The organism is Staphylococcus parequorum, assembly GCF_039237145.1.
In the GTDB taxonomy this organism is placed as follows: Bacteria; Bacillota; Bacilli; order Staphylococcales; family Staphylococcaceae; genus Staphylococcus; species Staphylococcus equorum_A.
On the sequence record NZ_CP150682.1, the window covers coordinates 1,754,683 to 1,779,403 of the forward strand.

The window sequence follows — 24,721 nt, forward strand, 5'->3', positions numbered from 1 at the left end:
CATAGTCAAATAGTAAATAATATAACGGTTAACTATTGCAGGAATAATGCATGAAGCCTAAAATTAGTCTATACTATATAAGAAACCGTTAGAATGTGAGGCGTATATGATGAAGACTATGAAAAATATGCAAACTGAAGTGGACGACTATATTGGTCAATTTAAAACAGGGTATTTCTCTCCCTTAGCTAATCTTGCGCGATTAACTGAAGAGGTTGGTGAACTGGCAAGAGAGATTAATCACTACCACGGTGAGAAAAAGAAAAAAGAGACAGAAGCCGAAAATACAATTAAAGCAGAACTAGGCGATAATTTATTCGTTTTATTATGTATTGCCAATTCTTTAGATATTGATATGACAGAAAGCTTTGATGAAACAATGAATAAATTTAATACTCGTGATAAAGATCGTTTTGAACGCAAATAAATTAATTTGAAATAGAAAGGGTGTCCCACCTTATGAAAATAGGCATTACTTGTTACCCATCTATGGGTGGTTCTGGAATCATCGCCACTGAATTAGGCATAAAGCTTGCTGAACGAGGGCATGACATCCATTTTATTACATCTAATATACCTTTTAGAATACGAAAACCATTACCAAATATCACATTTCACCAAGTTGAAGTCAATCAGTATGCTGTTTTCCAGTATGCTCCTTATGACATAACTTTAAGTACTAAAATTGCTGAGGTTATCAATGAGTATGATTTAGATTTGTTACATATGCACTATGCAGTGCCTCATGCAGTTTGTGGTATCTTAGCAAAACATATGTCCAAAAAGGACATTAAAATTATGACTACATTGCACGGGACTGATATAACTGTTCTAGGTTATGATCATTCTTTAAAAAATGCAATTAAGTTTGGTATAGAAGAAAGTGATATTGTGACGAGTGTAAGCCAGTCACTTGCGAAACAAACTAATGATATTATTGAGACAGATAAAGAAATTGTTCCAATATATAATTTTGTTCGAGAAAATGAATTCCCAACAAAACCTGATGTACAAACTGAAGAAAATGAACAATTAAAAGCTTGTTATGGTATTAAACCAGAAGAGAAGGTTTTAATTCATGTTTCAAACTTCAGAAGCGTAAAACGTATCGATACTATTATCGATACATTTGCAAAAGTACATAAATCTATGCCATCAAAATTATTATTATTAGGCGATGGTCCAGAATTAATGGATATGAAACAAAAAGCACGTGATCTAAATATTGAAGATGAAGTTCTTTTTTTAGGAAAACAAAATTGGGTTAGTGAATTTTATCAAATTTCAGACTTAGTCTTACTACTAAGTGAAAAAGAAAGTTTTGGCCTAACACTACTTGAAGCAATGAAATCCGGAGTAGTGCCAATTGGTTCTACGGCTGGTGGAATTAAAGAAGTCATTAAACATGAAGATACCGGTTTTTTAGTTGATGTAGGTGATAGTACAAGCGCAAGCCAGTATGCCTTAAAATTACTCACAGATGCAAAGCTTTATAAAACAATGCAAACACGCATGCTAGCAGATGTCTCAGAACGCTTTTCGTCTGACTTAATTGCAGATCAATATGAGTATTACTACAAAAAAATGTTAGAGGGTAACAATGACTAAAACATTATTCGAAGCGGCAAAGCCGATTTTAGAAACTTTACAAAAACATCATTACCAAGCATTTTATGTTGGTGGCGCAGTTAGAGATTACTTAATGCAAAAACCAATTCATGATATCGATATTACGACTAGTGCCACACCAGATGAAATTGAAGCAGTATTTGATAAGACCATTCCTATTGGTAGGGAGCATGGTACGATTAATGTCGTCTATAATGGCGATCAATATGAAGTGACAACCTTTCGTGCAGAAGGGGAATATGATGATCATCGCAGACCTAATGAAGTCTTTTTCGTAAGAGACTTATACGAAGACGTAAAACGAAGAGATTTTACAATGAATGCCATTGCTATGGATGTGAATTATCAAATCCATGATTACTTTGATGGTCTAAAAGATATAGAACAGCGATTAATCAAGACAGTTGGCAATCCAGCAGAACGATTTAACGAAGATACGTTACGAATTATTAGAGGATTGCGCTTTCAATCACAACTTGGCTTTACGTTAGAGAAAGCCACATTTAATGGTATGCATGCCCATATAGCAGATATTGCGCATTTATCTATTGAACGTATCGTAATTGAACTTAAAAAATTAACATTAGGTCAATATGTGGCTCAAAGTTTCAATAATTTAAAGTATTTTAATGCATTTAATTATATACCATTTTTTAACCGTTTTGACTTATCAAAATTCATATTAGAAGAACCAATATCATTATCAATGTTAATTGCATTCTTAAAAGCACAACAACCTGATGTTGACACACAGCTCTCGGATTTGAAAATTAGCAACAATGAAAAGAAATATATCACCAGACTCGAACGTATGTTACAACAAATGCCAGAAATCCAAAGCAAACAAAATTTGAAGTTATTTGTTTATGATTATGGCAAAGAAGATATACTACAAGTATTAAGTTATGAACGCATGCTCAATGACAACAATATTATGAAGGTATCTCCATTTATTTTTAACGCTGCTTCCATCAATGAAGTTAGCCAAAAATTACCGATTTCCTCAAGAAAAGAAATGGATATAGATGGCAAAGATATATTACAAGCATTAGATAAACCGAGTGGCGCATGGCTTAAATCCATATTACGTCAGGTTGAATGTGCCATCATATCAGATGAGGTCAAAAACTTTAAACCAGAACTGCTAAAGTGGGTGAAAACACATGTCCAAATATAGTAAAGATGTTGTTCAAATATTGTATCAACACCAACCTGATTATATATCGGGTCAGTTTATAGCAGAACAATTAAGTATTTCACGTACAGCCGTAAAGAAAGTAATAGATCAACTTAAGCTGGAAGGATGTCAGATTGATTCAGTGAATCATAAAGGGCATCGCTTAATCCAATTACCTGATAAATGGTATAGTGGCATTGTCCTACCAATGCTAAAAGCACAAAATGTATTTGATCAAGTTGAAATATTGGAAAGTATTAATTCAACTCAATTATTGGCTAAGCAAAAATTAGTAGGTAATACAAATACGTTTCTTATTTTAAGTGATGAACAAACACAAGGTAAAGGTCGATTCAATAGACCTTGGTCATCCTCCAAAGGAAAAGGCTTGTGGATGTCGATTGTGCTACGCCCTGATGTACCTTTTGAAATGATAACAAAATTCAATTTATTTATGGCTCTAGGAATAAGAGATGCGATACAACAGTTCAGTATCGATCCGGTTACCATTAAATGGCCAAATGATATTTATATAAATAAACAAAAAGTTTGTGGCTTTTTGACAGAAATGGTTGCGAATAGTGATGGTATTGAAGCGGTAATTTGTGGCATTGGTATTAATATGAATCACTTACAAGAAGATTTTAGTGAAGAACTGCAACAAAAAGCCACAAGTGTCCGCATTCATGCTGACGAAAAAATTAATCGTTACTATTTTTTACAATCACTTGTAAGTAATATTGAATACCGATATAAACAATTTCTTACAGAACCATTTTCAACTATTCGAGAAGAATACATAGTAGCCTCGAATATTTGGAACAAAACATTAAGATTTACAGAAAATGGTAGACAATTCCACGGAGAAGCAGTTGATATTGATGAAGATGGGTTTTTACTTGTTTTGGATGAAGCAAACAATCAACATCGTTTAATCAGTGCAGATATAGAATTTTAACCTCGTTGAAAGGAGGAATGAGAATGACAAAACCGTGTTATGCCGTTATGGATTTAGAAACAACAGGAAATCAATTAGACTATGATGAAATTATTCAAATAGGTATTACTTTTGTTCGAGAAAATAAAATAATCGGCACGTACCATTCAATGATTAAAACAGATTTAGAAATTCCTCCTTTTATACAAGCATTAACGTCAATAGAAGAAGCAATGTTAAATCAAGCACCATATTTCCATGAAATAGCTGAAGATATTTATAAACAAATAGATGGGTGTATCTTTGTGGCACACAACGTTGCTTTCGATTTGAATTTCATAAAAAAATCTTTTAAAAATTGTGATATCAAATATCGTCCAAAAAAAGTAATGGATACGTTAGAATTATTTAAAGTCGCTTTTCCAACAGATAAAAGTTATCAGTTAAGTGAGTTAGCAGAAGCACATGGTATTGTTCTAAACAACGCACACCGCGCTGACGAAGATGCCGCAACAACAGCGCAACTTATGATACTCGCATTTGAGAAATTCGAAACGTTACCTTTAGATACTTTGAAACAACTATATTATTTAAGTAAGAATTTAAAATATGACTTACATGATATTTTATTTGAAATGGTGCGTAATCATGAAGATAAACCACTAGAAGATGTTTATGACCAATTCGAACAAATTATTTATAAAAAACAAAAAGATTTCAAGGCACCTACAGTAGATTTTGATGGTACTTTGAAAGATTTATATACCTTGATTACTAAGGAACTTAGTTTGACCTATCGACCACAACAATTGTATCTATCTGAGATTATTTTAGAACAATTAATGAATAGTGAAAAAGCAATGATTGAAGCACCACTTGGTAGTGGCAAGTCATTTGCATATTTACTCGCATCATTAATGTATAATATTGAAACTGGTAAACACGTAATGATTTCAACTAATACTAAATTATTACAAAACCAATTGTTGGAAAAAGATATACCTGCGCTTAAACAAGCTTTAGATTTCAAAATAAATGCTACTTTAATAAAAAGTAAACGTGATTATATCTCATTAGGTTTAATCAGCCAAATTTTGAAAGAAGAAGCCAGTAATTACGAAGTCGGCATATTAAAAATGCAATTATTAATTTGGATTACCGAAACAGATACAGGTGATATTCAAGAACTAGATTTAAAAGGCGGGCAAAAAATGTATTTCGAACAAAAGCTAGAGACTTATGTGCCTGTTCGCAACGATATACATTACTTCAATTTCATTAAACGAAATGCTCAAAATATTCAAATTGGTATTACAAATCATGCTCATTTAATACATGCTGCTCATGATAATTCTATATATCAATTATTTGATGATTGTATTATCGACGAAGCACATCGTTTGCCTGACTATGCTTTAAGCCAAGTGACTAATGAATTGAGTTATTCTGATATTAAATATCAACTTGGCTTAATTGGTAAGACAGAAAATGAAAAGCTACTTAAATCTATCGATCATTTAGAACAACAAAGAATTCTTGAAAAATTAGATATACCGCCTATAGATGTTTTCGGATTAAAAACAACAGTCAATGAGATACATGATTTAAATGAGCAATTATTCACTACTATTTTTGACATCATTCAAAGTTCTGAAGTGCATGATGATGAAGTTCACAAGCTCCATTTTGTCTATCATTTTGACGTTGCACCAATTTTGAACGATTTACATTCAATTATTCATAAACTCAATATGACATTAGAATTCTTCAATGGTATGAGTCATAAAACAATCAAGTCGGTGCGCAAACAAATCCTTTATATTAATGATCGTTTTAAAGAAATTGAACACAGTTTAAAAAATAATCACACAAGTTATTTATCAATTAAAAATATAAATCAAAAATCAACAATTAGACTTAATGTTAAAGACTATGATGTTAAAGAAATATTGACCACACAAGTATTAGATAAATTTAAATCACTTACATTTATTTCAGGTACATTAACGTTTAACCATTCATTTGAAAACTTCAAACATTGGTTTAATAAAGATATCGTCTTTAACACGTATGAGATTGATTCGAAGGTGATGTCACCAAACCAAACTACTGTATTCATACCTAATGATGTAGCTTCATATAATTATAAAAGCATTGATGATTATGTGAGTTCTATTGTTAATTATGTAATTGAGTATATTAACATTGTAGAGTCTAAATGTTTAATACTATTTACAAGTTATAAAATGATGCATATGGTTCAAGAGTTATTAAATGAATTGCCAGAATTTGAAGACTATGTGGTTTTGACACAACAGCAAAATCAAAACTATAAGATTGTTCAACAATTTAATAGTTTTAATAAAGCAATTTTATTAGGTACAGGTACATTCTTTGAAGGTTTTGACTTTCAATCTAATGGTATCAAATGTGTAATGATTGCTAAGTTGCCTTTTATGAATCAAAACAATACAAAATATTGGCTAATGGAGTCTGAGTTTACTTCTACATTCAAAGATTATGTATTACCTGATGCTGTAACGCGTTTTAGACAGGGTCTTGGTAGATTGATACGTAGCGAAAATGATAAAGGGATTATCGTATCCTTTGATGATCGCTTAATTCGCAGTAATTACAAGCAATTTTTTGAACAATCATTAGAAAGTTATCGTCAAAATAAAGGCGATATCAAACAATTTTCAAGCATACTCAAAAAATTAAAAAAAGAAGACAAACGCAATCAATAAACTTAGCACGCGCAACTAGAACTTATACATCGATTTTGTTAAAATATATAAGGATAAAGAAAAGAAGACTACAATATTATTAGGAGACTGGCTATGAAGACAACGATTAAAGAAGCTAAAAAATATCTAAACCAAGAAGTGACTATTGGCGCTTGGTTAACTAATAAACGTTCAAGTGGGAAAATAGCATTCCTACAATTAAGAGATGGTACGGGCTTTATGCAAGGTGTCGTAGCAAAAGCAGAAGTAACTGAGGAAATATTTAAATTAGCTAAAGAATTAACACAAGAATCATCTATTTATATTACTGGCATTATATCTGAAGATAATCGCTCAGATATTGGTTACGAAATGCAAGTGAAATCTATAGAAGTAATCTCAGAAGCTCATGATTACCCAATTACACCTAAAGACCATGGTACAGAATTTTTAATGGATCATCGTCATTTATGGTTACGTTCTAAAAAACAACATGCTGTAATGAAAATTAGAAATGAGATTATTCGTGCAACTTATGCCTTCTTTAATGACAATGGTTTCACAAAAATTGATCCACCTATTTTAACAGCAAGTGCACCTGAAGGCACAAGCGAGCTATTCCATACAAAATACTTTGATGAAGACGCATTCTTATCTCAAAGTGGACAGCTTTATATGGAAGCTGCTGCAATGGCTCACGGTAGAGTGTTCTCATTTGGTCCGACATTCCGTGCTGAAAAATCTAAAACACGTCGTCATTTAATTGAATTCTGGATGATTGAACCTGAAATGGCTTTTTGTGAACATGCACAAAGTTTAGAAGTCCAAGAACAATATGTAACACATGTTATTCAATCTGTATTAAATAATTGTAAACTTGAACTTAATGTATTAGAGCGTGATACATCTAAACTTGAAAAAGTAACTACACCATTCCCACGTATCACATACGATGATGCTGTAGTATTCTTAAAAGAACAAGGTTTTGACGATATAGAATGGGGCGAAGATTTCGGTTCTCCACATGAAACGGCTATCGCTAATCATTATGATTTACCAGTATTTATCACTAACTATCCAACAAAAATCAAACCTTTCTATATGCAACCAAATCCAGAAAATGAAGATACTGTACTGTGTGCAGATCTCATTGCACCTGAAGGTTATGGCGAAATTATAGGTGGGTCTGAACGTATAAATGACCTTGACTTGCTAGAGCAACGTATTAACGCATATGGCTTAGACGCTGAGAGTTATAGTTATTATTTAGATTTACGTCGTTATGGCAGCGTACCTCATAGTGGTTTCGGTTTAGGATTAGAAAGAACTGTAGCTTGGTTATCAGGTGTAGACCATGTCCGTGAAACTGCACCATTCCCACGCTTACTTAATCGATTATATCCATAATATTTAAAATAAGATTCACAATAAGCGTCCAGTCCACAAATAATGGCTGGACGTTTTTATAGCAATATCAAAGATGGGAGGGGCTACTTTGGATAGAGAACAATTAAAAACGAGACCAGTCGTAATTCGAAAAGAACTACTTGATCATTACAATGAATTAGGTTTAAATGAAACAGAGTTAGTTATTTTAATCAAATTATTACATGCATCAGAAACTTCTAATAAACAACCTTCAATTGAATCTTTACAGCAAGGCTCTGCGTTAGATTCAAGAGAAATCACTTCAATCATTCAAACTCTAATACAACATGATTTACTAGAGCTTAATGTCAATAAAGACGAAGAAGGCAAGTTTACTGAATATATGAACCTTAATCAGTTCTATGATCGATTAAGTGAAATTATGCAACAAATGAATGTAAAACAAGATGAGCACGAATCTGAACTAGAGTTCAATACACTATTTCAAAAAATTGAACAAGCGTTTGGCAGGCCTTTATCTCCATACGAGATAGAAACATTAAATCAATGGTTAGATATAGATAAACATGATTTAAGTGTCATTCAAGCTGCTTTAAATGAAGCAGAGAGCCAAAATAAAATGAGTTTTAAATATATCGATCGTATTTTACTGAATTGGAAAAAGAATAATGTAAAAACGATTGAAGACTCAAAAAAAATTAGCCGCCAATTTAACCAACCTAAAATGAAACATACAGTTAGTAAGGTCCCTAAATTTGATTGGCTGAATGGGGAGAATCCAAATGGTAAGTAATAAAAAAGCACTTGAAATGGTTGATGTCATAGCTGATATGTTTCCAAATGCTGAATGCGAACTTGTCCATGACAATGCGTTTGAACTTACAATTGCTGTACTCTTATCTGCACAAACAACTGATATTTCTGTAAATAAACTCACGAAACCTTTATTTGAAAAATATAAAACACCTGAAGATTATTTAAGTGTGGATATTTCAGAATTAGAAAATGATATACGTACTATTGGTTTATATAGAAATAAAGCCAAAAACATTCAAAAATTAAGCCAATCGCTTTTAGATAAATTTGATGGTAAGATTCCTCAAACACACGATGAGTTAGAAAGCTTAGCAGGTGTGGGTAGGAAAACGGCCAACGTCGTTATGAGCGTAGCTTTTGGAGAACCTTCATTAGCTGTAGATACACATGTAGAACGTATCTCAAAACGTTTAGGTATATGCCGATGGAAAGATAATGTACGTCAAGTAGAGGATAAATTGTGTAAAGTAGTTCCTAGAGAAAGATGGAACAAAACACATCATCAACTCATATTTTTCGGTCGCTATCATTGTTTAGCTCGTAAACCAAAATGCGATGTTTGTCCATTATTTGAAGAATGTAGAGAAGGGCAAAAGCGCTATAAAGCAAGTTTGAAAGAGGCATGAATAAAATGATTACAAAAGAAGACTTTACAAAGTTAGAACTGGAATTGGATTCATACGCGAAAGTAAAAAAATTAAAATTACCAGAAGCAAAAAGATTGTTAGATCAATACTTTAATCTGATTCAACTTTACTTTCAACAAATTAATGATATTGAAATGATTGATTTTAATTGCTTAGATGAATATGCTGTCGTTCCAATGAACTTTGAAGAAAGATATCATTATATGATAGCACGTAAATATCATTTTATGGGTTACAGCCAAATGAAAACATTAAAATCAGAACTTATTAAAATGAACGCATCTTATCAAATTCGTCTAAAAAACAAACATTAAACAATTAAAAACAGCGTAAGCTCTCAAAGTTAGGAGACTTACGCTGTTTTTTTATTCATGATTGTATCTGTTTGATGAATTGATATATAAATATACTTTAACTAAAAACAAAGACCCGATTCCAATTAATATGGAAAGCGGGTCTTTTAAAACTAAAATCTTGTTATTGTGTACTATTTGAAGTAGCTGTTCCACTTCTATTTGCATTGGTAGTGTTTGTACCACTTGTATTATTGGTATTCGTGCTACCAGTATTGTTACTACTTGAACTATTACTGTCTGAATCACTATCAGAATCACTGTCTGAATCACTGTCTGAATCACTGTTACTGCCTTGACCTTTAGGATCATTATCAGTTGTATTGTCATCAGGTTCACCTTTAACTGATAAATTATCTTTACTGTCTCCGCTAACAGAATCTGGTTTCGTGAAGTCTTCACCATCGCGTGGCGAAATATTAGACATTACATCTTCTAATAGGAATTGAGGATATTCTTGTTCATCACTTCCTACAAATGAGTTTGTTCCGCCTTGTTTAACTTCATTGAATCCCATCCATACAGACATACTGTATTTAGGAGTGAAACCATTAATCCAAACATCTTTAGCAGCATCATCAGGTAGATTATACTGTTGCTGAGTTTGTTGACCATAAGTACCTGTACCTGTCTTAGCACCTATGTTTAATCCAGAAATGCCATGTCCATATGCAGAGCCATAAGCCTCAAATGTACCTTTAAGTGTTTCGGCTAGCATATAAGCAGTAGAATCTTTCATAGCTTTTTTACTTGTATGGTCATATTCAATGACTTCGCCATCTTGTTTTTCAACTTTTTCAATAGAATGTGCATTGTTGTACTCGCCACCATTTGCAATTGCAGCAAATGCTGATGCTAATTGTGTAGGAGAGAACTCAGATGCAGAACCACCTAATACTTCAGAAGGTCCAATATCTCCTTCGTATTCTAATCCTACTTTTTCAGCGAATTTCTTCGGTGCATCGTTTCCAGCATTTTCTTTTGTTGATTGCCAAGCTTTTAAGGCAGGGATGTTGAAACTTTGACGTAATGCATCATAAAGTTTAACTGTTCCGTGACTTTCCAAGTCATAGTTTCTAAATGTAACACCATCAACTTGATATTCTTCTTCATCTTTCATGGCATGATCTGTTGCCCAAGACATGTTTTCAATTGCTGGACCATAAGATAAGAATGGTTTTAATGACGATCCGGTAGGGTGTGCATCTGTTGCTAAGTTTCTATCAACGACGTCTTTATAATTTCTACCACCAGATATTGCAACAAGTTCACCAGTTTCACTATCTACGATAGATGAACCAACTTGTTGATCATCATTTTTATAGTAGCTACCATTATCTATACGTTCTTGCAATGTATCTTGAACATCTTTGTCCATATTCGTATGAATCTTAATGCCACTATTTAATACAGATCCTAAATCTTCACCTTTGAACGCTTTATTATTCATAAGCTCTGATTTCACAAAATTAATATATGAATCATATTCTTTTTTAGAATCATCATTGCTTACTTGTCGTTCTTCATTAGTTCGTTGAACAAGTGTATCTTGTATTTTAGTATCTTGTGCTTTTTCTTTCTCTTCTTTAGAAATCCTATTATGATATTCCATGAGATATAGCACAGTATTTTTACGTGATTCCGCTTCTTCAGGATTATCATAAACATTATACGTATTTGGTACTTGTGGTAATCCAGCAAGATATGCTTCCTCAGTTAAAGTTAAATCTTTCAATTCTTTATCAAAGTAATATTTAGCTGCCGCTTTCACACCATAAACACCATCAGAATAATAAATCTTATTCAAGTACATTTCGAATATTTCATCTTTACTGTACTCTTGTTCTAATCTGTATGATAAGTATGCTTCCTGTGCCTTACGTGCGATAGATTTTTTATCTGTCAAGAATGATCGTTTAACAACTTGTTGTGTTAAAGTCGATGCACCTTGCGAACCAAATCCACCAGTGATATTTTTGGCAACAGCGCCGAACAGACGTTTATAGTCAAGTGCACCATGACTGTAGAAGCGATTATCTTCTGTAGCCAAAACAGCATCCTTCATTGCTTTAGGTACTTCATCTAATTCAACATGTTCACGTCGTTGTCCGTTATCAATTGTTTTCACCAATTCTCCATCTTTATCATAAATCTTAGCTGGGATTGGATCTTGTAATTTTGACTCAGTAAATGCTGGAGCTTTCCAAGCATAATAAGCAAATAACAAGATACCTATTAACGCTAAGACAATGAAGGCAATGATAAGAAAGCCAATTATCTTGATTATCGTTCGTTTAATATTCCTATTCTTTTTTTGCTCGGACTTACCTTTCTTTTTAGATTGGGAAGTCCTTTTTTTCTCCGTCATACGCGGTCCTCACTTTCATCTAATATCAACTTATCAACAGCTTTGAGGTAATTCAATCGTGGTTGATACTGATAAGGAATATAGTAACCATTTTTTCTTACTTCTTCAACCGTTACCGACTTTTTAATGTTATTTGTATGTCTTTCCCAAAAGTATTCAAACTTAGAATAGGGAAGTAGATATACTTCATCAAGCGTTTTAAATCGAATTAATAAAAATACTATTCCATTTTGTTTGAAACAAGACGCCATATGTGAAACTTGGTGTTCATGCATATTACTCAATGGGAAAGAAGTTTTATTTTTCGTTTCTTTCGCTTCAAAGTCAAGGTAATGTCCATTATAAATACCATTATAATCAGTTGTAGACGGCGTTCGGAAATAAGCCTCATTAATTACAGCCTTACTTCTCATAGGATAATGAACATTTACGATTTGAACAGGCGTTGGTTTTTTATGTATAACCGCCATTCCATGGTTCAAATAGTAAGTGTTCGACAGTTCGATATCATTTTCAAGCGACATACCTCTGCCACCATAGTCTATTTTACCCGTTTGACCCTTATGAGTTCGTCCGACTTGAGACTTATTTCTATTAAATGGTTTCCCATTAGGGTAATTCATTGTTTTTCACCACTTTAGTTTGGAAATCAAAAACTTTTTCCATTATACCCGACTTTGGCAAATTTTTCCAAACCTTGAAATATGAATCAATGTATTTACAAATACATCAAGTACATTTTAACGTGCTTTGCATAATTAAACAATATTTGGAACTAAATAAGGCGCTATTATAACATAATTGTAAGACGACGCTTTAGAAATGACGCACATTGTCTTTTATGGTAAATTTATTGTGTAGGAGGAAACTTCATGCAACAGTTAATTACGCAATTATTAGATGATGTACAGCTTATGCAAGATAAATATGAATCCGTAAAAGCATCTGGCGAAGATTATGATTTTTATTCTGTTGTCGTCCCATTCACGAATAATATTGATGAATTGCTCACATCCTTTATTCAATATGAAACTCAAATACTTCAATTGCAATATATGAACAAACAAAAATTTGATTTATTAGTTTCTAATATCGAAGAATTATCTGTGGAGTGCCACTTTAAGCGCTCAAGCAGAAAGTTATTCACAGAAAAAATAAAGGCTGTTCAATATGATTTAAGCTATATTCAAAGAAGTGAGTTGTATCTATGATAAAAACAGTTTATGTCACAGGCTATAAATCTTATGAACTTAATATTTTCAAAGATGATGCTCCAGAAGTTTCCTATTTAAAAAAATTTATAGCACATAAATTAAATCAATTGATTGAAGAAGGCTTAGAATGGGTATTAATACAAGGACAGATGGGTATAGAGTTATGGACAGCAGAAGTAGTACTTGATTTGAAAGCAACATATCCAGAACTTAAATTGGGTATTATAACGCCGTTTTATGGTCACAGCGATAGATGGAACGAACAAAATCAAGCTAAATATCAAAATATCACACAAAAGGCTGATTTTGTAGATAGTGTGTTTCATTCACCATACGAAGGACCTCATCAATTTAAACAGACAGATCAGTTCATGTTAGATCACACAGATCAAACATTATTAATATATGATGAGGAGCAAGAAGCAAGTCCAAAATTCTTCAAGCAAATGTTAGTTGATTTTATGGAAAAAACAAATTATACTTGTGACATTGTGACGTTCGATGAATTAACTGAGTTCATCAATGATTTACAGTGGTCTCAAGAACAAAGTTTCGAATGAGGTGGGAAAAAATGGCAGATATTTCATTGAAATTATCAGCAAAGGATATTTATGAAAAAGATTTTGAAAAAACTATGACACGTGGTTATAGAAGGGAAGAAGTCGATGCCTTCTTAGACGACATCATAGCCGATTATCAAAAAATGTCAGACTTAGATAGTGAAGTTGTTAAGCTTTCCGAAGAAAACAATAAACTAAAAAAAGAACTTGAAGAACTTAGATTACGTGTAGCAACGTCAAGACCACAAGAAAATAAGAATTTCTCTTCCAATAGTAATGCTGCAACTAAGAGTAATAACAACAATAACAATAATAATAATGTTGATATTCTAAAAAGAATTTCTAACTTAGAAAAAGCGGTATTTGGAAAATAACACGCTAATGAATGATTATAGTGTGTGCAAATCGTAGATATAGCTTCATCTACATAAAACCAAGTTTTGATTTCATTCAAAACTTGGTTTATTTTGTTTGTTTAGCCGTCTAAAGCATGGTATACTTTCAAAGATGGTGTTTTGGGTGATCGCTATAGCAATATAGAGGAAAGTCCATGCTCACACAATCTGAGATGATTGTAGTGTTCGTGCTTGATGAAAAAATAAGTCAAGGCATTAAATTGACGGCAATGAAATAACCTAAGTCTTATAGATACGGTTAAAATAGTTTGAAAGTGCCACAGTGACGTAGCTTTTATAGAAATATAAAAGGTGGAACGCGGTAAACCCCTCGAGTGAGCAATCCAAATTAGGTAGGAGCACTTATTTAACGGAATTCAACGTATAAATAGGACATGCTTTTAAAAGCATGTAGACAGATGGTTACCACCAGCGTACGAGTGTATCTAGTACACGATAGCAGTACAACGGTACAAAACATGGCTTACAGAAATATCATCACTAGACCCAAGCTCTCCCACATAGGAGAGCTTTTTTAATTTCTAAAGTTATAGAAGATATTCATTAACCTGAGTTGCATTAGAACTTAGTACAATGTCATATCTATTTAAAAATTTTTTTGATAAAATATAAGTAAATCTTTATTTAAGAAGGAGCAAACTAATGTATCAATTATTAGCCGTATGTCCTATGGGATTAGAAGCAGTTGTGGCAAAAGAAGTTCAAGAATTAGGTTATGAAACAACTGTCGAAAATGGCAGAATATTTTTTGAAGGTGACGAATCTGCAATTGTTAAGTGTAATTTATGGTTACGTACAGCCGACAGAATTAAAATTGTAGTAGGTCAATTTAAAGCCACTACATTTGATGAGTTATTTGAAAAAACAAAGGCTTTACCATGGGAGACAATTGTTGAACAAGATGGTAACTTCCCAGTACAAGGTCGTAGTGTGAAATCGACGTTGTTTAGTGTTCCTGATTGCCAAGCAATTGTAAAAAAAGCAATTGTTGAACGTTTAAGACGTGCGTATCAAGAACGCGGTTGGTTAAATGAAACAGGTGCAAAATACCCAGTGGAAGTTTCAATATTAAAAGATAATGCACTTCTTACAATAGACACTTCTGGTTCAGGATTGAATAAACGTGGTTATCGTTTAGCTCAGGGTGAAGCACCAATTAAAGAAACACTTGCAGCAAGTTTAATTCGTTTAGCGAATTGGACAGGTGATACGCCGTTAATAGATCCATTTTGTGGTTCAGGCACAATAGCAATAGAGGCTTGCTTAATCGCGCAAAACATTGCACCTGGGTTTAATCGTGATTTTGTTTCTGAAAAATGGGACATGATGCCTGACAATTTATATGACGAAATGAGAGACGAGGCAGATCAACAAGCTGATTACGATAGAAAACTTGAAATCTATGCTTCGGATATCGATCCAGAAATGATAGATATTGCACGCAGAAACGCTGAAGAAGTTGGATTAGCTGATATTATTCAATTTAGCGTGAAAGATGTTAATACACTTACAATAGATACAGAGGAGCCACTCGCACTTATAGGTAACCCGCCATATGGTGAACGTATCGGTGACCGTGATGAAGTAGAAGTTATGTATCGCTATATTGGTGAACTAATGCAACAACATCCTCATCTATCTACTTATATTTTGACAAGTAGTACAGAATTTGAACATTTAGTTAACCAAAAGGCGACTAAGCGTAGAAAGTTATTTAATGGATATATTGAATGTACGTATTATCAGTATTGGGGTAAAAGAAAACCTCAAAATTAAAATTTGATAAATTGAAAAAGTAGAAAGAGGTGCATCTTTTGAACACTGAATTTAAAAAGGGTATCGTATTCGCTTTTGCTGCTTATATATTATGGGGCGTCCTACCCATATATTGGGATTTAATTAGAGATTTAGGCGCATTTGAAATCTTAGCATATAGAATTGTGCTTTCGATGATATTTATGCTATTTGTTGTAGTGTTCACTAAAAATACTGGGCCCTTTAAACGAGATGTTCATCAACTCTTTACAAATCCAATTCAACTCATTGCTATTATTGCAGCAGGTTATGTAATTACAATTAACTGGGGCACATTCATATGGGCTGTAGCAAATGGTCATGTGCTGCAAACGAGTTTAGGATATTATATTAATCCACTCGTAAGTATAATACTTGCGCTTATTTTCTTGAAAGAACGTTTTAATAAATTAGAGTGGATCGCAATTGCATTAGCAGTTATAGGTGTACTCTATATGACATTGAAAATGGGTGTATTCCCAGGTATTTCCTTATTATTAGCAAGTTCATTTGGCTTGTACGGATTAATTAAAAAACTAGTGCCGATAGATGCCATTAGCAGTATCACTATAGAATGTATTGCTACTGCTCCAGCAGGCTTTATATATCTATGGTATATATGGCAACAAGGGAGTTCTTCTCTAGGAGTTAATAGTTCATCATTTTGGCTATTATTCTCAGGGGCGATTACAGCGATTCCGCTAATACTGTTTTCAGCAGGCGCACGTAGAATTCCCTTGTCTTTAACTGGCTTCATACAATACATTGCTCCAACGTTGATGTTTATATTAGGGATATTCTTATTTAAAGAACCATTTAATATTGACCAGTTAGTAACGTTCATTTTTATATGGATTGGTATTATTGTCTATAGCATTTCACAGTACTTTAAAATTAAGAAAGATAAAACCCCTGTAATTCGTTAACAATTTAAGTTTATCATTACAATTAGATCTCTAGATGTTGAAAACTGTATTAAGTTGATACTTAAGAACTGTTTAACATATCTAGGGATTTTTCAATTCAATATATTATAGTAATCAATTAAGCACTCAGATTGTAATCAAGTATGTTTTAAGTTTAATATGAGGGTAAAGAGGTTAACTATAGTACTGTGAGTATAAACAGATTATATGTAACAAACGTATTTCAGATTTTGGAGATAAAAAGAGACTTAAAACATTTTTGATTATATAGTAAAATTACTGTAACAATAAAATGATATTGGAGTGATTGGATGACAAGAGTATTAATTCTAGGGGCAAATGGTGCAGTTTCTAAAGCAGCTATTAATTCTTTTTTAGAAAACACATCCTATACCTTAAGATTATTTTTAAGAGATGCGAATCGATTACCGGACTTTGCATCAGATAGAATTCGTGTGCGTGAAGGTGACGCTACTAACTTTGATGATGTTAATAGTGCAATGGACGATGTAGATATCGTTATAGCTAGTCTATCAGGTGATCTTGATAAAGAAGCAACGACTATTGTAAAAGCAATGCAAACAAATGATGTGAAACGTTTAATCTTCGTAACTTCTCTAGGTATATATAATGAAGTACCAGGAGAATTTGGGGAATGGGTCCAGCAACAAATAGGTGATAGACTACCTGTATATAAAGAAGCAGCTGACATTATTGAAAATTCAGGGCTAGATTATACTATTTTTAGACCAGCGTGGTTAACTCATACAAACGAGATTGATTATGAAATCACTCAAAAAAATGAATCCTTCAAAGGCACAGAAGTATCTAGAAAAAGTGTAGCAGCTGTCGCTGTTAAAATTGCTAAAGATCCAAGCCTTTATTTAAAAGAAAACATTGGTATCAATAAGCCTAATACTGATTACAGTAAACCTAAAGGGAGTTAATAATTAAGTAAGTGTATATAAAAGCTGTAAGTTAAACAATAGACAGACTAACAATACTGAAGCGGATATATAAGATAGCTCATCATAAACTATCTTATGCTATTGTCATTCCAAATATGTTTGGAGTGACTTTTTTATTACAGCCGTTTATATCATAACGACATATTTTAATAATTAGCCTAGTGATTAGAATACACTACGTACGCAACGTAACATTAAGACAAATTATCATTAATACGTAATTAAAAGAAATTTAATTTCACTTACTACCTTTAGACAAACAATAATTTGTTATACAATAAGATTAATTACATACAAGTAATCAAAGGGGATACATATCATGTCTAATACTGAGCAACTCGATATTTTATATAAACTAAAAAAAGAAGTTGAAAAATCAAATAATGGACGTCTTGTCCACATTATCAATCAAGTTATTAAAAAGGTATACTTAGAACAATACACTGCAACTTTTGTGGGCCACTTCTCAGCAGGGAAATCTACTTTAATTAACTTACTCTTAGAAGAAAGTATTTTGCCAAGTTCACCTGTACCAACAACAAGCAATACGGCTATTGTTTCTGTGTCAGACGAACCAGGAATTATTGCAAACTTGAGCAATCAACAATATACATTATTAAATAATTACGATGAAGTTAAACAAATGAATCGTGAAAACATAGATGTAGAATCTGTAGAAATAAAATTTCCATCAGACAAATTCAAAAAAGGTTTCACGTTACAAGATACACCTGGTGTAGATTCTAATGTTGCAACACATCAATCAAGCACTGAGGAATTTATGTATACGAGTAATGTACTTTTTTATACAGTAGATTATAACCACGTTCAATCAGCTTTAAATTTCCAATTTATGAAACAGTTAAATGCAGCAAATGTGCCTGTGGTATTTGTAATTAATCAAATAGATAAACATAGCGAAGAAGAAATTACTTTTGAGACATTTAAAGATCGCGTAGAGAAATCAATCGCTGAGTGGGAAATCGAATTAGATCAAATATTTTATGTGTCAAAATATGAGCATGAATATAATGAAATTGACACGCTTTCTAATTATTTGATTGAAAAGGACACCCATAGAGAATCTATCGAGGATTATGTGGAACGAATTGTTAAATTTATTACTGATGAGCAATTATCTTATGTTCAATATGAAATTCAAGATATTTTAGAACAACTTGATATTTTCGAAGCGGATTTTGATCAAGCTTATCTCAATTTCCAACAAAATCAAGAGGTCAGTGAAGAAGCCAAGTTATTAAATAACCCTGATGAATTATATGACTTTTTAAAGCAAAAACGTAAAGATATTTTAGATAATGCATACATCATGACGCATGACACGAGAGAAAAAATCAAAATTTATTTAGAAAGTCGTACGAAAGACTTTAAAGTTGGTGGTTTATTTAATAAAAAACAAAAAACATTAGAAGAACAGCAAAAGAGATTAACAGCAGTTGTTGAACAACTCCAAGACAAAGTGAATCAAGAAGTCAGACAACCACTAAGAGAAGATATGTCATTTTTAACACGATTTATAAATTCTTCAGAGGTCAATGATGACATTCTTAATCAGCATTATACAATACACCCAGAGCTCATAACAGATTTATATCAAATGCAAATAACGATTAGTAATCAATACGTTTTAACATTTGCAGATGATTTGATGGCTTCACTCAAAAAATTCATTGCAAAAGAATCTGATCCATTATTTAAAAAAGCCATTAACCATTCACAAGCAAATGATATCGGCACAGAACAAGAAGACGATTATAATGATTATGTGAAATTTATGGAAATGCGTAATTTAAGAGAGTCTTTGGAAACACAAAATTATATGCATTATTACATTCATATGGATGACTCCTTGGATAAATTAATAGACAGAACAGAAATCAAATACACAGCGAAAGACAATACTGATACTGTGAAGGCAAGTAAGAGGAACACTGTTGCAACACATTACGATAACCAAGATAATACCCAAAACATCAAAAATGCACTTGAATTAATTCAAGATATCCCATTATTCGAACAAACAAAACAAGACATTGATGATACATTAACCCGGTTAGAGAATAAAGTTGTTAAAATAGGGGTCTTTGGTACATTTAGCGCAGGTAAGAGTAGTTTAATTAATGCGCTATTAGGTGGTTCGCACTTAGTCAGTTCTCCTAATCCAACCACTGCAGCAATGACTGAATTAACTTATGGTCATGAAAGTCAGATAACCCTTAAATCATCTGAGCAACTTTTAGATGAGTTGAATCAAGTTTTCGAAATTGAAAATAAAACATTTGAAAGTATTGATACGTTTTTAAGTAAAAATACAGATAAAATCAAAGCAACTTTGGAAAAAAATCAATTGGCTTTTGTGAACGCAGTTGAAAAACATTACAGTATGTATAAACGCAGGTTAGAAGAAGGACAAACACATACTATTCCGCAAGACGACATTAAAAAGTGGAGTGCAGAAGATGAGTATGCAACGTTTGTAAATACAGTACACCTTAAACTACCAATAGAATGGTTAAAAGATAAAATCATCGTTGATTCTCTAGGTTTACATTCAAATAATCAACGTCATACGAACGAAACTGAGAAAATACTGACATCTTCAGATTTAATCTTATATGTTAGTTATTTTAATCATTCATTTACAAATAATGACAAGCGCTTTATTGAACACATGAAAGAAATGAACCAGTTAAATGAAAATCAAGCCTTCAAAATGATTATAAATGCGACCGACTTAGCAGAAACTGACGAAGATTTAAATGCTGTGATAGAATATGTTGGTGATGCTTTAACTCAAGTCAACATGGATTCAGATATTTTTGCTGTTTCTAGTAGAGAGGCGCTTAAGTCTGGCGATAAAGGTATCGATAAATTACAGGAGAGTATTCAATACTTTACTCAAGTTGAATCTAAATATATACTCCAACAACAAATGTTAAAACAACTCACACATATTTCCGAAGCGTTTGAGCAAATGATTGAAGAAACAACGAATAACAAAGCTCAAATTGAACAACGTAAACAAAAATTAAAAAATTATAAACAATCAACAGTGTTGAGTTATAACATATTACAAACTGCAGAACAACGTGCTTCAAATGAAGTAGAAGACCAGATCTATCATTTAAACGAACGTTTGAAATTACAATTACAAGATGAAGTCAAATCTATTTATAATGGACAAATGACAAAAAACAGTAATTTCAACGAAGAAAAACGACTATCTACGAAAATTTATTTAGATCAAATTCATCAACGCTTGTACTTGGAGCAATCCTTACTTGTTGAACGCGTCAAAAAATACTTCCACGAACAATTGCATAATGAAATTGCGCCATTGAAACAAAAACTTGAACAATTGCATGTATTTATTGAACCAGAATTTGATAAAAACAATATTGAATTAGATGAACCTTATTTAAAAGTGGAGTTAAGTCATATGATTGATGCATTACCTAAGTCACTTTCTAAAAAGAATATACTGCAACCTAAGACACAGGGTGAATTACAAGAACAAATTACACAAGAAACAATCAAGTTGCTCGCCCCTTGTATTGCTGATCTTAGAAAAGCACTCAATGAAATCGTCTTAGTTATGGACGAAAATGCTGAAACAAAATTCAAGCAATTTGAAAATGACATTCATCGTCAAATTAAAGAATTATTATCATTTGAAATCGATGATGCATTGATTCAACAATTGCAAGAAACGAACGCACAATTAAAAGTGTTATTGTAAATAAGAAAGAGGTACACAAAATGTCTAATAAAATATTACTAATAGATGGCATGGCTTTATTATTCCGCCATTTTTATGCTACAAGTCTTCACAAACAATTTATGCGCAATTCTTCAGGCACACCTACAAATGGGATACAAGGATTTGTGCGTCACGTATTTAGCGCAATCAATGACATACAGCCAACACATGTAGCTGTATGTTGGGATATGGGTAAATCCACTTTCAGAAATGATATGTTTGATGGGTATAAACAAAATAGACCGGCACCACCTGAAGAACTTATTCCTCAATTTGATTATGTGAAAGAGGTGTCCAATCAATTTGGTTTTGTAAACATTGGCGTTCAGAACTATGAAGCTGATGATGTTATTGGAACCTTAGCACATCAATATTCTGATGAAAATCAAATTTATGTAGTAACTGGTGATAAAGACATACTACAATGTATCAATCCCAATGTAGAAATTTGGTTAACTAAAAAGGGGTTCAGCATTTATAATCGCTACACGCTTGATAGATTCCAAAGTGAATATGGATTGAATCCGTTACAACTTATTGATGTAAAAGCGTTTATGGGAGATAGCGCAGATGGTTATCCTGGTGTAAAAGGTATAGGAGAAAAAACAGCAATTAAACTTATTCAAAATTATGGTTCTGTAGAATCTGTCGTTGACGCAATAGACGAATTAACACCTGGTCAACAGAATAAAATAAGTAATGATATGCAAAATTTAAAGGTTTCCAAGTCTTTAGCTAAAATTCACACTGAAGTACCTTTAGATACAACAACGTTATTACAAGATATGAAATTTGGTACAGATATCACTAAGATATTAAATATCTGTAACGAACATGAGTTATACGTATCAGGAAAATACTTGTCTACTCATTTCAGTTAAACATACAAATAAAAAGTGGCTGTTAGCAATCCTTCTGGAAAGTTAGCAGCCACTTTTTATATTATTTGCCTTTTTTATTTTTAGAAATTTTGTATAGTGCATTTTTAGCATGATGATTTGCTTCTTTATTTTGATTTCTAGGAATCCATCTTACAAAAAGTAAATCAAACTGTTGTTCTAATTTTAACATTTCACTGTAATAAGGTTTGAATTTATTATTTTTTACGCGTCCCTTATTCAAACTATCTTCAATTAATTTTGAATCTGTATAAACTATCGCCGTCGTCACTTCGTGTTTCACAGCACTTTCTAAGGCAAACACTAACGCGGCCCATTCAGCACTATGGTTATCCATTATACCTAAACTAGCGTCATACTGAATCCGTTCATTGTCTGTTACTATGACAACGGCACAAGCACTTTCACCTGGATTACCGGCAGTAGCTGCATCAAAATATATTTTCGCCATAAATTCACCCACATTATTTAAGTTAATCTAATCTTATCAAAACTATTACATTTATACTATATAATCGCTAATCATATCAGTTGGAAATTCAATATATTTTTCGTATCATAGATATACATTGAATTTATACTTAATTAGTCGGAGTTGAGCAAGAGAGGTCTGATACTTTGAAAAATATGTTTATTATACATGGTTATCAAGCACATACTGATAGCCATTGGTTTCAATGGTTAGCTGCTAAAATGAAAGCTTCTGATTATGATGTCGAAGTCATATATTTACCAGACTCAAATCATCCAGATATAGATCAGTGGTACAAAGCATTACACAATAGTATGGCATATAAATTAAATTCCGAAACGCTTATTGTCGCTCATAGTCTTGGGGTAGTATCCGTGCTTAATTATTTATCTCAACTTCCTCAATGCCCACATATTAAAGGATTATTTTTAGTTTCAGGCTTTAATGAAACATTAAAGAATTTACCAGAATTAGATTATTATATCAAACAAACTAACATTCAGCTTGATCGCATTAATGCTCAACATATTATTACTATTGGTAGCGATTATGATCCTGTTGTTGATATACGTGCAACAGATCGTTTGTCTAAAGCTTTAGGAACTCAAACAATTCATATACCACACCAAGGACACTTTCTAGCTAGCGATGGTTATGTAACATTTGAATATCTAAGAGAACAAATTACTACTGTTTTAAATCAAAAAAACTCTGAAATCGGTATATAACCAATTTCAGAGTTTTTTTAGTAACCTTCATCTAATTTCTGTATTTTACCTTTTCGATACATAGATTTTGCCCAGTAACCGAACGGCACGTTAAATATTGTAGAAATAATTTTCAACAAGTAAGTTGTTATAAAAATTTCAAATACTGCTTCATTTGGCATTGTTCCTAAAAACGCAATAGCTACGAATAATGCTGTATCTATAATATTACTAATTATCGTACTTCCATACGCCCTAATAATAAATGTTCTATCTGAACTGAACACCTTTTTAATCAATGAAAATAGCAGTACATCTAAATGCTGTCCAATGATATATGCAATAACAGAACCTAATGCAATTCTAGGCACAAGATTAAATATTGTATCTAATGCACCTTGCGTCGTGTCCACGGGAGATGGGGTGAAGTGTAACGATAATTGCATGACAATAATCATGACTAACGTTGAACTAAAACCCAACCAAACCGCACGCTTTGCAATTTTCCTACCATATATCTCATTCAAAATGTCAGTAGCTAAATATATCGATGCAAACATTACATTACCTAATGTTGCAGAAATAGTAAAAATATCTACTGTTTTTATTACTTGTATATTAGCGATAATTGTACCAATTGCAATCCAAGCAATTAACCCTTGTTTTCCAAAAAAGCGATACATTGCGACTAATAATAAAAATGTGATTAAAAACGTTAACACACCAAAAACTTCGTTAAACAATTTAAATTCCTCCTAAATTTTGATGATGCGGGTGTTTAGAAACCGCATATTTAACAACTGCATTATCTTATCAGATAAATTAAAAATTGCAAGTATACTTTAAAAATTAATACACATTATTTCTACATTAATCTTAATTGCAAATTTAATATTAAACAATCGTAGTTACAAATGATATAATACTTTCATGCGTCAAATC

22 protein-coding genes and 1 other RNA gene are annotated in these 24,721 nt (G+C 32.4%); 19 read left to right on the plus strand and 4 right to left on the minus strand.

Annotated features, from left to right (window positions below; all coding sequences use genetic code 11):
* The first annotated feature begins 109 nt into the window (after window positions 1-109).
* From AAA453_RS08525 to AAA453_RS08565, 9 genes are all read left to right on the plus strand, one after another.
* Window positions 110-427, plus strand: a complete 318-nt coding sequence (locus AAA453_RS08525; protein WP_285323470.1) for a nucleotide pyrophosphohydrolase — start codon at window positions 110-112, stop codon at window positions 425-427.
* 32 nt (window positions 428-459) lie between these two features.
* Window positions 460-1,608 (plus strand): N-acetyl-alpha-D-glucosaminyl L-malate synthase BshA, encoded by a 1,149-nt coding sequence (gene bshA, locus AAA453_RS08530; RefSeq protein WP_046465362.1) that lies wholly within the window; start codon window positions 460-462, stop codon window positions 1,606-1,608.
* Complete coding sequence (locus AAA453_RS08535) at window positions 1,601-2,806, plus strand: CCA tRNA nucleotidyltransferase (protein ID WP_427704417.1); 1,206 nt, start codon at window positions 1,601-1,603, stop codon at window positions 2,804-2,806. Before bshA ends, AAA453_RS08535 begins: the two co-directional genes overlap by 8 nt.
* A complete protein-coding gene (locus AAA453_RS08540; protein WP_046465360.1) occupies window positions 2,793-3,764 on the plus strand; it encodes a biotin--[acetyl-CoA-carboxylase] ligase in 972 nt (323 codons plus the stop codon). Before AAA453_RS08535 ends, AAA453_RS08540 begins: the two co-directional genes overlap by 14 nt.
* A 23-nt stretch (window positions 3,765-3,787) precedes the next feature.
* Window positions 3,788-6,490 (plus strand): helicase C-terminal domain-containing protein, encoded by a 2,703-nt coding sequence (locus tag AAA453_RS08545; RefSeq protein ID WP_285323182.1) that lies wholly within the window; start codon window positions 3,788-3,790, stop codon window positions 6,488-6,490.
* Window positions 6,491-6,583: 93 nt separating this feature from the next.
* Window positions 6,584-7,876 (plus strand): asparagine--tRNA ligase, encoded by a 1,293-nt coding sequence (gene asnS / locus AAA453_RS08550; RefSeq protein ID WP_427704419.1) that lies wholly within the window; start codon window positions 6,584-6,586, stop codon window positions 7,874-7,876.
* An 88-nt stretch (window positions 7,877-7,964) separates the two neighbouring features.
* Entirely contained in the window at window positions 7,965-8,651 is a 687-nt protein-coding gene (locus AAA453_RS08555; RefSeq protein ID WP_046465357.1) for a DnaD domain-containing protein, read from the plus strand.
* A complete protein-coding gene (gene nth / locus AAA453_RS08560; RefSeq protein WP_427704420.1) occupies window positions 8,641-9,300 on the plus strand; it encodes an endonuclease III in 660 nt (219 codons plus the stop codon). The genes AAA453_RS08555 and nth overlap by 11 nt, the downstream gene beginning before the upstream one ends.
* Before the next feature lie 5 nt (window positions 9,301-9,305).
* A complete protein-coding gene (locus tag AAA453_RS08565; RefSeq protein ID WP_427704421.1) occupies window positions 9,306-9,635 on the plus strand; it encodes a YpoC family protein in 330 nt (109 codons plus the stop codon).
* A gap of 163 nt (window positions 9,636-9,798) precedes the next feature.
* Here the strand turns inward: AAA453_RS08565 and AAA453_RS08570 are convergent, their stop codons facing one another.
* Complete coding sequence (locus AAA453_RS08570; RefSeq protein ID WP_427704423.1) at window positions 9,799-12,042, minus strand: transglycosylase domain-containing protein; 2,244 nt, start codon at window positions 12,040-12,042, stop codon at window positions 9,799-9,801.
* Complete coding sequence (gene recU, locus AAA453_RS08575) at window positions 12,039-12,665, minus strand: Holliday junction resolvase RecU (protein ID WP_285323178.1); 627 nt, start codon at window positions 12,663-12,665, stop codon at window positions 12,039-12,041. The genes AAA453_RS08570 and recU overlap by 4 nt, the downstream gene beginning before the upstream one ends.
* A 249-nt stretch (window positions 12,666-12,914) precedes the next feature.
* On the opposite strand from recU, the gene AAA453_RS08580 reads away from it, so the two are divergent.
* From AAA453_RS08580 to AAA453_RS08620, 9 genes are all read left to right on the plus strand, one after another.
* On the plus strand, window positions 12,915-13,253 hold the full coding sequence (locus AAA453_RS08580) for a DUF1798 family protein (RefSeq protein WP_046465352.1): 339 nt from the start codon (window positions 12,915-12,917) through the stop codon (window positions 13,251-13,253).
* Window positions 13,250-13,816 (plus strand): DUF1273 domain-containing protein, encoded by a 567-nt coding sequence (locus AAA453_RS08585; protein WP_021339200.1) that lies wholly within the window; start codon window positions 13,250-13,252, stop codon window positions 13,814-13,816. The genes AAA453_RS08580 and AAA453_RS08585 overlap by 4 nt, the downstream gene beginning before the upstream one ends.
* A gap of 11 nt (window positions 13,817-13,827) precedes the next feature.
* The gene (locus tag AAA453_RS08590) at window positions 13,828-14,190 is read left to right on the plus strand and encodes a DivIVA domain-containing protein (protein WP_427704424.1); all 363 of its coding nucleotides are present in this window, start codon (window positions 13,828-13,830) and stop codon (window positions 14,188-14,190) included.
* Between the two features lie 137 nt (window positions 14,191-14,327).
* An RNA gene (gene rnpB, locus AAA453_RS08595) (RNase P RNA component class B) lies at window positions 14,328-14,703 on the plus strand.
* 171 nt (window positions 14,704-14,874) lie between these two features.
* Window positions 14,875-16,008: a THUMP domain-containing class I SAM-dependent RNA methyltransferase gene (locus AAA453_RS08600; RefSeq protein WP_427704425.1), complete on the plus strand. Its 1,134-nt coding sequence runs from the start codon at window positions 14,875-14,877 to the stop codon at window positions 16,006-16,008.
* Window positions 16,009-16,046: 38 nt separating this feature from the next.
* Window positions 16,047-16,952, plus strand: coding sequence for an EamA family transporter RarD (gene rarD / locus AAA453_RS08605; RefSeq protein WP_046465349.1), 906 nt, complete (start codon window positions 16,047-16,049; stop codon window positions 16,950-16,952).
* A 311-nt stretch (window positions 16,953-17,263) separates the two neighbouring features.
* Complete coding sequence (locus tag AAA453_RS08610; RefSeq protein ID WP_427704427.1) at window positions 17,264-17,899, plus strand: SDR family oxidoreductase; 636 nt, start codon at window positions 17,264-17,266, stop codon at window positions 17,897-17,899.
* Between the two features lie 340 nt (window positions 17,900-18,239).
* The gene (locus AAA453_RS08615) at window positions 18,240-21,680 is read left to right on the plus strand and encodes a dynamin family protein (RefSeq protein ID WP_427704428.1); all 3,441 of its coding nucleotides are present in this window, start codon (window positions 18,240-18,242) and stop codon (window positions 21,678-21,680) included.
* Between the two features lie 20 nt (window positions 21,681-21,700).
* Window positions 21,701-22,582 (plus strand): 5'-3' exonuclease, encoded by an 882-nt coding sequence (locus tag AAA453_RS08620; protein WP_046465346.1) that lies wholly within the window; start codon window positions 21,701-21,703, stop codon window positions 22,580-22,582.
* A gap of 61 nt (window positions 22,583-22,643) precedes the next feature.
* On the opposite strand, the gene AAA453_RS08625 is transcribed toward AAA453_RS08620, so the two are convergent.
* Window positions 22,644-23,051: a ribonuclease HI family protein gene (locus AAA453_RS08625; protein ID WP_427704429.1), complete on the minus strand. Its 408-nt coding sequence runs from the start codon at window positions 23,049-23,051 to the stop codon at window positions 22,644-22,646.
* A 167-nt stretch (window positions 23,052-23,218) separates the two neighbouring features.
* Between AAA453_RS08625 and AAA453_RS08630 the strand changes: the two genes are divergently transcribed.
* Window positions 23,219-23,800, plus strand: coding sequence for an RBBP9/YdeN family alpha/beta hydrolase (locus tag AAA453_RS08630; protein WP_427704430.1), 582 nt, complete (start codon window positions 23,219-23,221; stop codon window positions 23,798-23,800).
* A gap of 17 nt (window positions 23,801-23,817) precedes the next feature.
* On the opposite strand, the gene AAA453_RS08635 is transcribed toward AAA453_RS08630, so the two are convergent.
* Complete coding sequence (locus tag AAA453_RS08635) at window positions 23,818-24,522, minus strand: queuosine precursor transporter (RefSeq protein WP_427704431.1); 705 nt, start codon at window positions 24,520-24,522, stop codon at window positions 23,818-23,820.
* Between the last annotated feature and the right edge of the window lie 199 nt (window positions 24,523-24,721).

What these genes read in the sequence shown, in the direction of transcription:
- AAA453_RS08525 (WP_285323470.1), top strand. Translation starts at nt 110, where the DNA reads ATGAAGACTATGAAAAATATGCAAACTGAAGTGGACGACTATATTGGT.
- bshA (WP_046465362.1), top strand. Translation starts at nt 460, where the DNA reads ATGAAAATAGGCATTACTTGTTACCCATCTATGGGTGGTTCTGGAATC.
- AAA453_RS08535 (WP_427704417.1), top strand. Translation starts at nt 1,601, where the DNA reads ATGACTAAAACATTATTCGAAGCGGCAAAGCCGATTTTAGAAACTTTA.
- AAA453_RS08540 (WP_046465360.1), top strand. Translation starts at nt 2,793, where the DNA reads ATGTCCAAATATAGTAAAGATGTTGTTCAAATATTGTATCAACACCAA.
- AAA453_RS08545 (WP_285323182.1), top strand. Translation starts at nt 3,788, where the DNA reads ATGACAAAACCGTGTTATGCCGTTATGGATTTAGAAACAACAGGAAAT.
- asnS (WP_427704419.1), top strand. Translation starts at nt 6,584, where the DNA reads ATGAAGACAACGATTAAAGAAGCTAAAAAATATCTAAACCAAGAAGTG.
- nth (WP_427704420.1), top strand. Translation starts at nt 8,641, where the DNA reads ATGGTAAGTAATAAAAAAGCACTTGAAATGGTTGATGTCATAGCTGAT.
- AAA453_RS08565 (WP_427704421.1), top strand. Translation starts at nt 9,306, where the DNA reads ATGATTACAAAAGAAGACTTTACAAAGTTAGAACTGGAATTGGATTCA.
- AAA453_RS08570 (WP_427704423.1), bottom strand. Translation starts at nt 12,042, where the DNA reads ATGACGGAGAAAAAAAGGACTTCCCAATCTAAAAAGAAAGGTAAGTCC.
- recU (WP_285323178.1), bottom strand. Translation starts at nt 12,665, where the DNA reads ATGAATTACCCTAATGGGAAACCATTTAATAGAAATAAGTCTCAAGTC.
- AAA453_RS08580 (WP_046465352.1), top strand. Translation starts at nt 12,915, where the DNA reads ATGCAACAGTTAATTACGCAATTATTAGATGATGTACAGCTTATGCAA.
- AAA453_RS08585 (WP_021339200.1), top strand. Translation starts at nt 13,250, where the DNA reads ATGATAAAAACAGTTTATGTCACAGGCTATAAATCTTATGAACTTAAT.
- AAA453_RS08590 (WP_427704424.1), top strand. Translation starts at nt 13,828, where the DNA reads ATGGCAGATATTTCATTGAAATTATCAGCAAAGGATATTTATGAAAAA.
- AAA453_RS08600 (WP_427704425.1), top strand. Translation starts at nt 14,875, where the DNA reads ATGTATCAATTATTAGCCGTATGTCCTATGGGATTAGAAGCAGTTGTG.
- AAA453_RS08610 (WP_427704427.1), top strand. Translation starts at nt 17,264, where the DNA reads ATGACAAGAGTATTAATTCTAGGGGCAAATGGTGCAGTTTCTAAAGCA.
- AAA453_RS08615 (WP_427704428.1), top strand. Translation starts at nt 18,240, where the DNA reads ATGTCTAATACTGAGCAACTCGATATTTTATATAAACTAAAAAAAGAA.
- AAA453_RS08620 (WP_046465346.1), top strand. Translation starts at nt 21,701, where the DNA reads ATGTCTAATAAAATATTACTAATAGATGGCATGGCTTTATTATTCCGC.
- AAA453_RS08625 (WP_427704429.1), bottom strand. Translation starts at nt 23,051, where the DNA reads ATGGCGAAAATATATTTTGATGCAGCTACTGCCGGTAATCCAGGTGAA.